The sequence below is a fragment of the Marinobacterium sediminicola genome (assembly GCF_022343685.1).
GTDB lineage: Bacteria > Pseudomonadota > Gammaproteobacteria > Pseudomonadales > Balneatricaceae > Marinobacterium > Marinobacterium sediminicola.
Genome location: NZ_CP092123.1, coordinates 2,468,018 through 2,482,423, shown reverse-complemented (window position 1 = coordinate 2,482,423; position 14,406 = coordinate 2,468,018). Strand labels below are relative to the sequence as shown.

Annotated in this window: 1 protein-coding gene (running past one end of the window); it reads left to right on the top strand. The window is 58.4% G+C overall.

Annotated elements, in window-relative coordinates; translation table 11 throughout:
- Window positions 1-14,406: the 3' end of a VCBS domain-containing protein gene (locus LN244_RS11295; RefSeq protein ID WP_239039890.1), read on the top strand. The gene continues 18,297 nt to the left of window position 1, outside the view; 14,406 of the gene's 32,703 nt are visible here — the last part of the coding sequence; the start codon falls outside the window, past its left edge; the stop codon is at window positions 14,404-14,406.

Here is a 14,406-nt window from a genome sequence, read left to right as displayed (position 1 = left end):
TATGATTTCTTGGAAAAGGAAACCTTCGTCACTCCGAACGCCGCGCTTCATTTCGTGGCGCCAACGCTTGCCAGCATGCGTGTAGAAGGTCGTCGTCTGCTCAATGAGTATATAAGCCCAGTCACTTTCAGTGACAGCAATTACACGATCGGCAGCCAGCCGATGGCGAACCTGATCATCGATGGTATCAGCCTGGATGCAGGTGACCTGAGTTTGTTGCCGCCTGACGTTGACCCGCGCATCGAGATCAGTCTGCCGATCATTGATGTGTGGAATGGCGCCCTTTCGTTGTCGGAAGCAGTGGATGTTCGGGTGATCGGGGCTGACGCCCTGACCGGGTTCGGCGACCTGTCCTGGGTGCAGATCATCGAAGGCCTGCGCATGGCCTCGAACCTGCTCAGCCAGTTTGAAACCTTCAGTTTCCTTGACCAGGATATCCCGGTCATCGACCTGAGCGTCAATGACATGTTCGACATCGCGGTCGAACTGGCACGTGCGGTCGAAGAGGTTGGCAACAACCCGGCGACCGGCGTAGGGCAATTGCAGGAAGTTCTGGCCGACAGTTTCGGCCTGCCGATCTATGATCCCTCCCGTCCGGATGTATTCGGTGTCAGCCTTGAGTACGACGCCGCCTCCAATGCGGTGATGCTCAATATTCCGTACGAGATCGATCTGCTCGACAAGACCTATCCGATTGCACTTGATCTGGCGACACTGGGTGAACTGATTGGTGGCTCGGCACTGAAAGACCTGATGGGCTCTGTCGGCAGCATTGTGGATGTTGGCGGCGACGCATTGGTGAACTTGCAGTCAACCGCCATGATCAATATTGCGCTGGGTCTGGATCTGGCCTCCGGTGCGATGTTTGTCTACGACTACTTCGATGGCGGTACCACCGACAACCTGGATGACGATACCGGAACCTTTGCCCGTCTGGGCATGGAGGTTAACGGTACGGCGCTGGCGTTCAATGCATCGCTGGGCCTGTTCTCGCTGGATGTGAAAGACGGAACCGCCGACATTGTTGCCCAGGCCGGCGTCTATTTGGGAGACGATCCCAATGGTGCGGCAGGGCAAGGCGACGGACGTCATTATCTGGGGTCTGCCATCTCCATCCTCACCCTGCAGGACGGGGAAAGCGTGGCACTGATCTGGGATACCACCAGCACACCGACCGGTTTTACTCTGAGCGGGCAGGGTACAACGGCAGATGCCTGGACGGTCAAGGCGGATAAAGATGATGCCTTCAGGCTGCACTTCACTGTGGGTGGTGAGCATTACTATACCCAGTCGCTGGCGCGCAGTTTTGACGCCGAAACCGTTCAGGCCTACGTCGAAGAAGCTCTCCTGTTTGGCGGCAAGGCCCTGAAAGGCGCTGTCAGCGTCGAGCAGATCGATGCCGATGACCCCAGCATGGGCTGGAAGATCGTGGTCAGCGGCGCCGGCTTTGATGGCAAAACACTGGATCTGGGCGTTCAACAGCTGCGTTCGGAGGCCGATGGCGGTCCTCTGGGTGAGCTTAACGAAATGCAGTGGGTACGGATTCCGTCCGGTTCCGGTGGTACCTTCACCCTCAGCGCCACTGTGGATGGCAAGACCTACACCACCGGCAATATCGACTGGAATGCCGGCGCCACCGCCGTCGCTACTGCCTTGCGTACGGCTCTGACCACTGGTCCCAACGCCATTGCCGGGGCCGATGTCAGCGTCAGCCTGCATAATGCTGCCAAACCCCAGGACGGCTGGGAGATTGAATTTACCGGTACGCTGGCCGGCCGCGGCCTGCCGTTGCTGGAGGCAGACAGCGGAGCGTTGACGCATCAGGGAGCGGTAACAGCCATTCCTGTTGTTGTCAGCAACTCGGCCGGTGTCGTCAACCAGACCCGCCTGATGATGGTGGCGGCCACCGGTGGGACCTTCGACCTCAGCTTCACCTATGGCTCGACCACTCAAACGCTGACCAATCTGGCCTGGGATATTACGGCAGAGGAGCTCCAGAGCGCACTCAACACCAAGATGGGTGGCGGCTACACCGGCATTGTCGTCGCAAACGATAATGACAACGGTGGCTTCCTGATCAGCTTCGATGGTGCAGCGCTGGTCGGCAAGGGCGTGACCGTCAGTGTCGATGGCAGCAAGTTAACCTCCTCACCGTTCGGGGCGCTGTTCCGGGATGTTACCGTGGATTTCGAGGGCTCGGCGAATGTGATGTTGCCGGGTTATGTGACCCTGCCGAACGAGATCTTTATGCTTGGCCGTGAGCTGGGGCTGATTGATTCCAGCCTGAGTAATCCGATCTACCTCGGCGACATCGAGATTCAGATTAACAGCCTCAATGATCTGATGAACGGCCTGATCGCCGGCGAATCGGTCTCCTCGGTGCAGTTCACTACTGCCGGTGACTATGACACGGCCTACACCCTGAACTACCGCCTGCCGGATCTGGGTGGCATGTTTGATCTGTTCAAACTGAATAATCCCCTGATCCGCTTGATCCGTGATCCGTCGGTGATCGTGGATGGCATTGATTACGCACTGAAAGGCATCCAGCAGTCTCTGGATGCGATAGCGTCGTTGCCACTGCCGTTGATCGGTGATCAGCTGGCCAAGGGTGCCAAGTTCATTGCCGACTTCCGCGGTAGTGTCATTACCGAAATCCAGAACTTTATCGACAGTGCGCTGGAAGAATATGGCGGCATGGAAAATGCCCTGCGCATGACGCTGTACAGCGTATTCACCAATGACAGCAACAATGACGGCATCATCAACCCGCTGAGCATGGATCAGTGGATTGAAGCCGAAATCGATGGCACCGCCATTGCCGATCGCGGCGGTGACAACCCGTTCCTGAACTACCTCAAGGATTACAACGGCGATGGCGTGGTCACGGCTGACGATATCGTGGTCGAGTACCTGGCCTTTGGTTCCCTGTCTCCGGCAGGTGTTGCTGCCGGTACCCGTCTGGGCTATACCCTGGCCGGTCGCACCTCTGATGAGCGCGGCGACTATGTCGGTGGCGATATCGTGCCGGTGGGCACCTATGACCCTCTGGCTGAAGCCGGGGCGTTGCAGTTCCGTATGAATCTGGGGCAGAGCCTGCTCTCCCGTGAAGTTGATCTCTCCTTCGATATCGGTTTGCCGGGCCTGAGCCTGGATGTGGATGGCGGTATCGGTCTGGACCTGGGCTGGGATTTCTTCTTCGGCTTCGGCGTAAATGTCGAGGAAGGTCTCTACCTGATCTCCGAGATGCCTGGCAATGCTGGTCTGGATGATGCGGCACTGACCCAGAGCAGTTACGACCTGATCACGCAGAGCGGCAAGCAGCCATCTGACAGTCTGAAGGAAACCACCCTTATCAGTCTGGCACAGCCCGCGTCGGATGCCGGTACCTTCGATTTGACCTTCGGTGATGGCAGCACCAGTTGGACGGTCTCTGGCCTCGACAGCAGTACGCTGACGGCAACGACGCTGCAGCAGCAGCTCAACGCCAAAGTTGCGCCCGATTATACCGGCATCAGGGTCACGGAAAGCGGTGGCAACTGGATCATCGACTTCGGTGGCAGCTCATTGAGCGGTAAAACCGTGACGCTAAGCAACACTCTTGGGCAGACGCCTGAGACGCTTAGAGAACCGACCGATCCCGAGACCGTGTCTGCCGAAATGTTCGTAACCCGTCCGATTTCGTCTCAGGGTACATTCGACCTGAGCTTCTCGGACGGCTCCAAAAGCTGGAACCTGACCGCCGTCAGCAACAGCACGACGGCGGCTCTGCTGCAGACCTTGTTGAACGAGAAAGTGGCGGCTGACTATACCGGGATTACCGTGGTTGATCAGGGCGACAGCTGGAAGATTACCTTCGGTGGTACTTCCCTGCAGGGCAAGGATGTCGGTGTGTCCGGTACCTTCCAGGCGATTCAGGACCCGGCGCTCAACCCGCTGATAGACAATCCCTGGGATCTGCCGAGCACTAATCCGGCTGTCAACGAACTCAGCATTGTCTTCAATGCCTATCTGGCAGGTGTACCTGAAGACCCGGCTTCGATGTCGGCCAAGATCTTCTTTGTGGCCGGCAAGGTGACCGATTACCTGCCGAGTGACACCATTGTCGATCGGAACGGAGATGTTTACAGTAATTACTCGCCGTTCGGTGATGAGGTAGGAGCGCGTACATACTTCCGTGGTGAGTACGCCATCAACATGACCGACCGCAACTCGGACGGCCGCCTGACCTTTGCCGAAATGACCGCCGGCAAGTTCAGCGATAACTTCCGTTCGCAGTTCACCGGCGCAGCTCAGGCCAACTTCCACCTGGAGCTGACGATTCCGAATACCCCGCTGCCGCGGATCATCGGTGATTTCCATATGACCTGGGCCCTGAACAGTGCATCGGTGCCGGTTGGCTACGGTGATATGTTCTCCACCCAGCCACAGGTCTGGATTACTGACCTTGCACTGGATGTGGGCAGTCTGCTTTCGGACTTTCTGGGGCCGATAGTCAAGGAAATTCAGCAGGTCACTCAGCCGTTGCAGCCGATCATTGATGGTCTGCAGGAGCCAATTCCTGGATTGTCGGAGTTGGCGGGTAAGAATTATTCGCTGCTGGATCTGGCCACTGATCTGGGGAGTGGTAACAAGAACGTTGAGTTCATCGTGAACTTCATTTACATGTTGGACTTGTTCAATTCTATCCCCACCGATGCCGACGGTCTGATCATTCCTATTGGTCGCGTGTTCAGTTTTGGCGGCAACCTGAACGATAGCAGCAGTCGCAAGAGTGCTTCACTCAGCGGTTCTGTCAATAAGACTGACACTGCAATGAGCCAAAGCAGCGGGGGATCAACGACTGGCACTCAGTCGTTCATGGGTAAGCTGAAAGACCCGAACAATGCGTTCAAAATCCCGATTTTGAGCGACCTGTCGCTGGTGCTGGACCTGATCATGGGCAAGCCGGTGGATCTGGTGACCTTTACGCCGCCTGATCTGGGGGTCGATGTTGAAATCGATGTCGGTTCCTATGTTTATCCGGGGGTAAAAGCGGGTATTCGGGGCGGAATTGATGTCGACGTGGCGCTGACACTGGGCTTCGATACCTACGGCATTATCAAGTTCTTTGACAGTGATAACCCGCTGCATATTCTGGAAGGCTTCTATGTCAGTGATAATTTCGTCAATGGCGTCGATAAACCGGAAATCGTGCTGAATGTCTTCGCGGAAATCTACGCGGAGCTGAATATCGGTTTGGCACGTGCGGGTGCCTCAGGTGGTATTGAACTGACCGGAGAACTGGATTTCTGGGATGAAAATGGCCCTGGTGCCAACGACGGCAAGTTCCGTGCCCTGGAAATCCTCAACCAGTTGCAGTGTGAGCCGTTCAACCCGTTCAACCTGTTTGAAGCCAACCTGAGGGCCAGTGCATATGCCAAGGTCTATGTTGATATTCAATCGCTTGTTGCAGGTTGGCAGTCAGTCTACAACCAGAAGATTTTCGAGATTGAGCTGTTCGAACCCATTGTCTGGACGCCCAAACCCTGTATGCCGATTCTGGCATCTGATGATAATGGCGATGGCACCCTTGTGCTGCACATGGGTGACAACGCTCTGTTGCCGTCCGATGCGTCCGTGGACTTCAACATCGCGGCGATGATGGAAGGCAAGGGGGCAGTTGATCGTAAGTATCGGAACATCGAGGACGGCGACGAGAAATTTGTCCTCAAGCAGGTGGGCAACGGCGAGGTAGAAATTACCGCCACCCTGAATGGCACCGAATACACCGTGACCTATACCGGGGTGAAACGCATTGTTGGCTTCACCGGCCGTGGCAACGATACCGTGGATGCGTCCGGGCTGAATGATATCGATGTGGTGTTGCTGGCGGGTGACGGTACTGACACCCTGACCGGCAGTGTCATTGATGACGTGCTGATCGGTGGCAGTGGAACTTCCAGCCTGATCGGCGGTGACGGTGACGACCTGTTGATAGCGCGTTCCGGCAAGACTGCAATGGAGGGCAGCGACGGTGCCGATTCCTACCGCTTCATTGGGAATTGGGGCACAGCTACCATCAATGATAAGGATGTTGGCGGTACTGCAAACGTACTCGACTTCTCGGATCAGACCGGTGCGCTGGTGCTGGATACCTACAATGGCAAGGTGACTCAGGGCAGCAGCAAGGTTTCTTGGGACAGCAAGACCGAAATCGGCCTGATCGCGGGCGGTAGCGGTGATGACACCGTGGATATGTCCTACGAGTCGAACAAACTGCATATTCAGGTCGCAGATGTGTACCCGGCGATGGCGGCGATTGAAGCCAGCCTGAACACCAACGCTCAGACACGACTGACCGACACTGACAGCTCGGGCCTGAACGACGGTGTCATCACCGGCATCTCCAGTGGGGCGGTCAATAACGAGGATGCGCCTGTATCCTCCTATGGCGACCGCGTGCTGCGTTTTGTCGGTTTCGAAAACCTGATTGGTGGCGTGAAGAGCGATATCTTTGCCTTTGAAGACAAGGCCGCCATCAGCGGCAGCCTCTACGGCGGTGCAGCCAGCGGTGTGGGCCTGAACACCACGTTCGAGCGTGAAGGCGTTCGCAACACCATTGATTTCTCCGACTACACCACCGCGGTCAGCATCAATACCAGTGGCAGCGAATATACCCTGCCGGACGGCTTTACCACCGTCGCAGGCGCGGCGACCGTTGCTTCCGGCAGCCGTATCAACACCAGCGCAACCAACGTCACCATCCGTGGTTTCCATAACATCATCGGTGGCAAGGGCAACGACGTACTGGTGGGCGACAAGCGCCAGAACCAGATCTTCGGCATGCAGGGTAACGATACCCTGATCAGTACCCAGGGGGGTGACCTGCTGGTCGCTGATACGCTGGTGGTCGAGGATACCGGTAAAACCATCGAGTCTCTGACCACAGCGTTGGTGGATCGTCCGGCCTGGACGCAGTTGCCTTCACGCGAGTGGACCTGGTTCGACGCCACGATTCACAGCACCTCGCTTAATGGCACCGGCGAAGTTCTGATCGGTGGCCTGGGTGACGATGTGTTGCTGGGCTCACTGGGACTTGACCGCCTGTACACTGGTGACGGCAACGACATCCTGGCGGGCGACCTTGCACGCATGAGTTTTGATTCCACCGGGGCGCTGGTCAGTGCCGAGGTTGACGAAACCCTGGATGCCGGTTTCGGCGCCGCTGATTACATCGAAGGCCTGAACGGTGACCATGTGGTGATCGGCGGTGCCGGTGCGGATGTGATCAAGCTGGGCAACGGTGACAACCTTGTGCTGGCTGACGAAGGTTACCTGTCACTGGATCCGATCAGCGGTCGTGCGCTGGATGTACGCACCCTGACCAGTGGCTATGGTGATGCGGATACGGTCACTTTGGGCAGTGGCAGCAATATCGTACTGGGTGGTGCCGGTGGCGACAGCATTACGGCAACAGAGGGTGATGCCGAGCGCAATATCATCATCGGTGACCACGGCCGGATTCAGTTCTCGCTGGCTGAAGTGGATGATCACCGCCTGAGTGAACTGACCTCCCAGACCACCGTCACGACCGGTGGCAACGATATCATTACGCTCGGTACCGGCGATGCCGTCGTCGTCGGTGGCCGAGGTGCGGACAGCATCACCCTGGCTGTGACCGGCGGTGCTGCAACCGGCAACTCCGAGCGCCTGATCGCAGGTGATCACGCGGACATCCTGTTCGATACCTATGGCTTGATGACCGCTTTCCGTTCCACTGATACCACAGCGGCAACGGCGGGGGCTGATCAGATCCGTATCGGCAGCGGCAGCGATAATGCTGCACGCGATCTGGGTCGTAACTTCATCATCGGTGGTCTGGACAACGACCGCATTCTGGTTGCGGCACATGTGGATACCGATGGCCGTCTGGTGCGGTCCGAAGCCAGCAGCGAAGATGTGGTACTGGGGGATAACGGCGAGATTCTTCGCGTTGCCTCCACGGATACCCGTCCGAACGTCATGCTGGCGGTCAACAGCACTGAAACCGACAAGGGCGGCAATGACCAGATCGTTTCTGCCAACGGTAACAAACTGGTCGTTGGCGGCTTTGGGGCCGACACGGTTAACCTGTTCGACGGTACTCATCTGGTGATGGGTGATAACGCCAGTTTCCTGTTTGACTCGGTGGCCGAGAATGGTGTGCTGCGCTCGGCCACCAGCATCGACACCGTGCTGGGTGGGGCCGACACCATCACCCTGCGTGAAGGCTACAAGCTGGTGGCGGGCGGTATCGGTGCCGATACCATCCGTATCGATGCCACGACTACGGCAGACGCCAGTGGCGCAGGCTGGAGCACCGGTGGCGAATACCTGGGCGGTACCAGCTTGCTGTCTGGAGTGGTGGGTATTGCAGCGGTGCTGCCGTCGCCGACCACAACCTCGGCTCAGATCGAGAACCGCGGACGCAGCGGACGCTTTATTGCCGGTGACAACGCCGAATTCCTGTTCGATACCCGCGGTGGTCTGACGACCCAGCGTACCCTGGATCAGATTGCGGCCACTGGTGGTGATGACACCATTGTGATCGGTGCCGACAACACCACCGCCACATTAGGCTTCAACCTGGTGATGGCGGGTATGGGGTCGGATACCGTTGAAATCGAGCCGGGTTCCCTCAGTGAAAGCGTCGTCCTGGGCGATAACGGTGAGTATCTGCGTCAGCCGCAGAGTTACCTGCTGACAGCGGTGCGCTCGACGGTGACAGGCTCCGGCGGCAGCGATAGCATTCTGCTGGGCTCCGGCCGGCATATGGTGATCGGAGGGCAGGGAGCCGATACGGTTGATATCCGTTCAAGCGATGCGCGTGCGGCTGCGGATGGCAGCAGCAACCGTATGCTGGTGGCGGGTGATTCGGCCGAACTGATCTTCAGCTCCGATGCGCTGGTCAGCATGACCAGCCTGGCGACCAACAGTGGTGGTGACGATATCCTGACGGTTCAGGAGGGTGATCTGGCGCTGATCGGTGGTTTCGGTCGAGACCTGATCAGCATCAATGCCAACACCACGGCTGTCAGGGCATTGGCAGGCGACAATGCGCGCTTTGAGTTTGCACCGACGGACCAGCCTGAGGCTCAGGTTGAGAGTCTGACCCGCATGGTATCGACCGACCTTCAGGCCGCCACCGGTGGTGATGACCAGATCCGTGTCGGTCTGGCCGGTTCCATTACCGGCGTCATGGGTGAAGTACTGGCCATTGGCGGTATCGGTGCCGATCGCATCAACATCAATGGTGCCCGTGCTCGGGCTACTCTGATCGGTGACAACGGTGAAATCCGCCGTCAGGCCGGTCTGTTCGAGAATGGTGGCGCGCAGCGCGAATCTGTCAGCAGCTTCGATTTCACTCTGGGGGCCGATGACATCCTCACCACCGTTGCCGGAGATGCGGCGATCATTGGTGGCAGCGGCAGTGACCAGATCCGTGCAGGCCGCGGTGATACGCTGATTGCCGGTGATCATGCCCGTATGCTCTTCGGTGCCAATGGCGCCATCGAGCTGATGACCAGCCTGGGGACCAGTATCGGTGGCAACGACAGCATCCAGATGGGCGGTGGTGACCTGACGCTGAATGATGGTGACAAGGTTGTCATCGGTGGCTTTGGTGCCGATACCATTACGCTGAGTGCTGACGTGGCGACCGCAGGTGAAACCCGCGAGCGTACGATCGCGGGTGATAATGCCAATATCGCCTTCGACGTTCTGGGTCGCCTGCTGAACTTCGCGACCCTGGATGGTGATATCTCCACTGGCGGCAACGACAGCATCACGCTGACCCTGTCGGGTGATGACCAGAATGCCGGTGCAATTGCCGAATACCAGGTCATTGCCGGTGGTGTGGCAGATGACACTATCCGTGTTCAGACCGGTGTCAGAACTGAAGATGTGATTTCCGGTGATAACCTGGATTACCGTCGCCTTGTCGCCGCAGACGGCATGCGTCAGCACCTGTTTGCGGGCGTAATTCAGCCGACTTTGGGTGGTGCCGACCAGATCGTGACCGCCGGAGGTGACAAGCTGATCTTTGGTGGTGCCGGCAGCGACAGCTTGACGGCCTTTACCGGTGCATTGGATGAATCTGTCATCTTTGGCGATGCCGGTGATGCTGCCTTCGAGCAGTATATCGATGCGAATGGCTTCGATCGCACCCGCCTGCAGCAGCTGATGACGACTTCAGCCACCTCGGGTGCCGTTGACACCATCGTCCTGGGCAGTGGTGATGCGGCTGTCTTCGGTGGTGCAGGGGCCGATCAGATCCGTATCAGCTCGACCGATCAGAACCGTCGCCTGGTCGCAGGTGACGAGGCACAGGTCAACTATGATCTGGGAGTGCCGGTACTGATGCAGAGCACCGATAACAGCTCTGTGGCCACCGGCTTGCCGGGTAACCAGTTCATTCTGCCGGATGCGGGCACCAACTTCCTGATCGGAGGCCTGTCCATCGATACGCTGGTGGGCAGCATCGGTGACAGCCATCGTCTGTTGCCGGGTACGGGCTCCATCAACCTGCTGAGCAAGGTGGTGAGTGTCGTGGTCCTGGGCGAGGCCGGTGAAATGGGCATCTTCGCGGATCGAGAGTACGCCTCCGGTGCCAACGACGAGCTGCTGATTTCCGGTGCGACCCTGGTCAAGGGCGATACTGGAGGTGGTACGGGTGGTGGCGACAGCTACACCTACTACGGTGAAGGCAGTGTTACCGAGGACCGTGTCGACAGCGTGTCTGGCCGTATCGCTTACCCTGCGCTGACTGGGGGCTTTGCAACCTTCAATGCGGCGAGCAATAGCCAGCAGGGACAGTATGGTTATCTGACCGTGTTCGAGAATGGTGGCTGGCGCTATGACCTGGGCCATGATGCCAACGGCTTCAGCGAAGTGGTCAATGCGCAGGTTCAGGCGCTTAAGGATGGTGATCAGCGCGTTGAGTACTTCACCGTGACCACCACCGATGGCAGTACCACCACTGTAACCATCGATGTACTGGGGACCACGGACGCACCCGAGTCTGTATCCGCGTCGTTGACCGAAGATGATGCGCTGGTCGACACCGCATCCGGACGTCTGGTCGATGGTGCCGATGCGGAACTCAAGACGCGCTACTTTGAAATGGATACTCAAACCGCGTTTGGCCGCTTCACCCTGACCGCGGATGGCCAGTGGCAGTATCTGATCAACAACAGCGCCGCGGCTGTCCAGGCGTTGCGGGCGGGTGAGCGTGCTACCGATACTCTGGTGGTGACAACACTGGATGGCAGCACCGCCTCCGTTAACGTTGAGCTGGTCGGCACCAATGATGGCGCTGTCATCGACGGGACTGAGCCGACTCAGGTGACGGTTGTCGAAGTGGCCGATAATGCCGCGGCTGACCAATTGCTGAGCACCAGTGGCCAGTTGTCGGTCAGCGATGTGGATGCCGGTGAAGCCTTCTTCGATGCGGGTGTCAGCATCCTCTCAGCCAATGCGCTGGGTGAACTCAGCATTGCGGCAGACGGTAGCTGGAAATATGTCGTGCGTAACGGTGATATCCAGCACCTGAATGCCGGCGAAGTGCGTATCGAGCGCTTCCAGGTCAGCAGTGCGGATGGCAGTGCCAGCCGCACGCTGGAGATTCGGATTGAAGGCCGCAACAACACGGCTGTAATCGCTGATCCGGGCAATCCGCAGGTTGTCGAGGACCAGCTGACACAGCTAAGTGGTGTATTGAGCATCACCGATGCGGACGCCGGTCAGTCGCAGTTTGTGGCTCAGGACAGCAGCTCGGCCTATGGCCGCTTCGTAATTGATGCCAACGGCAACTGGACCTATAGCCTCGATAATGCGTCTGTTGCCGTACAGCAGCTGACCTCGGCTGATCAGCTCAATGACAGTTTCACGCTTGTCAGCGCAGACGGCACAACGCGTACGTTTACCCTGAGCATCCAGGGCAGTGACGACCAGCCGGTGATCACACCGGCCGCGAGTGATGGTGCCCTGGCGGTGCTGACTGAAGACCAGCAGCTGCTGGCCAGCGGTGTGCTGGCGATCAGTGATGCGGATGCCGGTCAGGCCCAGTTCGTGGCTCAGGACAGCACTTCAGCCTACGGTCGCTTCATCCTGAATGCCGACGGCAGCTGGAGCTACGCGCTGGATAACACCGGTGCGGCAGTGCAGGGGCTGATAACCGGTGAACAGGTGACCGACCAGTTCACGGTCGTGACCGCCGATGGCACCACCGAAACCTTCAGTTTCACCATCCAGGGCCAGGATGATCAGCCGGTGATCACTCCGGCAGCGGGTGATGGTGCGCTGGCGGTGCTGAGTGAAGACCAGCAGCTGCTGGCCAGCGGTGTGCTGGCGATCAGTGATGCAGATGCCGGTCAGGCCCAGTTCGTGGCGCAGGACAGCACTTCAGCCTACGGTCGCTTCATCCTGAATGCCGACGGCAGCTGGAGCTACGCGCTGGATAACACCGGTGCGGCAGTACAGGGGCTGGTAACCGGTGAACAGGTGACCGACCAGTTCACGGTTGTGACCGCCGATGGCACCACCGAAACCTTCAGTTTCACCATCCAGGGTCAGGATGATCAGCCGGTGATCACTCCGACAGCGGGTGATGGTGCGCTGGCGGTGCTGAGTGAAGACCAGCAGCTGCTGGCCAGCGGTGTGCTGGCGATCAGTGATGCAGATGCCGGTCAGGCCCAGTTCGTGGCGCAGGACAGCACTTCAGCCTACGGTCGCTTCATCCTGAATGCCGACGGCAGCTGGAGCTACGCACTGGATAACATCGGTGCGGCAGTGCAGGGGCTGATAACCGGTGAGCAGGTAACCGACCAGTTCACGGTCGTGACCGCCGATGGCACCACCGAAACCTTCAGTTTCACCATCCAGGGTCAGGATGATCAGCCGGTGGTCACTCCGGCAGCGGGTGACGGTGCCCTGGCGGTGCTGAGTGAAGACCAGCAACTGCTGGCCAGCGGTGTGCTGGCGATCAGCGATGTGGATGCCGGTCAGGCCCGGTTCGTGGCTCAGGACAGCACTTCAGCCTACGGTCGCTTCATCCTGAATGCCGACGGCAGCTGGAGCTACACACTGGATAACGCTTCTACTGCCGTTCAGGCGCTGGGTGCAGGGGTTAGCGTGACCGACAGCTTCATGATTGAAACGGCTGACGGTAGCGTTCAGCAGTTCAGCTTCAGAATCGATGGCCAGGATGATGCTCCTGTGGTGACACCTGATTCTGCGGCAGGCCCGATCGCAAGCCTCGTGGAAAGCCTGGTGATGTCACAGAGCGGGCGTCTTGAGGTTGCCGATGCCGATGCTGGCGAGTCGGCTTTCCAGCCCATGAGTCAGACGACGGCCTACGGTACGCTGACGCTCACCGCGTCCGGCAACTGGACCTACCAGCTGGATCCCGCCAGTCAGGCATTGGCTGATCTGGCCCGAGATGAGACCGTCGAGGAGCAGTTTATGCTGACAACTGCGGATGGCTCTGAGGTTGTAGTAAGGGTGCTCATCACCGGTTACCTGAATGTGGCTCAGAATCAGGCAGGCTTCGAACTGGATCAGGCCGAGGTGACGGACACGGCCACTACAACTCCGACCAGTGGCACCGTTAGCCCGACATCGGGCTCTGGAAACCTGCTGGAAGAGTTGCAGGATGGTGGCTCAACCATGACTTCGGACGGTACTTCTACAGAAATTCAAACAGTTGTATTTAGTGCGGCCACACTTGGTGATAGTCTCTTCATGCCGACACAGGGAAGCGTTCCGGTCATTTCCGGCTCTTCACTTGGCGACAGCGTAGATACAGCACCGGGTTTGCTGGACTCAGGCGTCAACCTGAGTTCCGGTTCTGCGGCCAGTAATCCGGTGCCGTCTGAGCAGCCGGCTGTCGATAGCACCGGCAGCAATGAAACCGTCAATGAGCCTGTGGCACCAGCTGTCCAGACCTCTGGCAGTCTGCCGGGTGAGCAGCCTATCGCTGCTGAAGCGGCTCAGGCAGCAACCGTTCTGACACCTCCGTCAACTGTGGTTGACGATGAAGATGATGAGGACAAGCGTAACCGGGCTCAGGACTCTGGTGAGGCTGACGGCGAGACGTCTGTACAGGATGAACTGCCTGAACAGGAAGGGGTCGCCGGTGGTGCAGCCGCTGAGTCGTCTGCGGATGAAACTGACGAGCCGCAGGAAGCTGAAGCTGAAACGGAAGAGCAGCCTGAGGGTGCACCGAACGAAGAGGCTCCCGCATCGCCTGATGACGCACAGCCGGAGAATGCCGGACTGACCGCTCTTGAGGGCGTGAGTCTTGCCTCAAGTCTGGCGGTAGCCAAATCAGGGGCTTTGGGTGGTAATGGACGAATCCGCTGGAGTTGGGAGCGGGCAGAGGCCTGA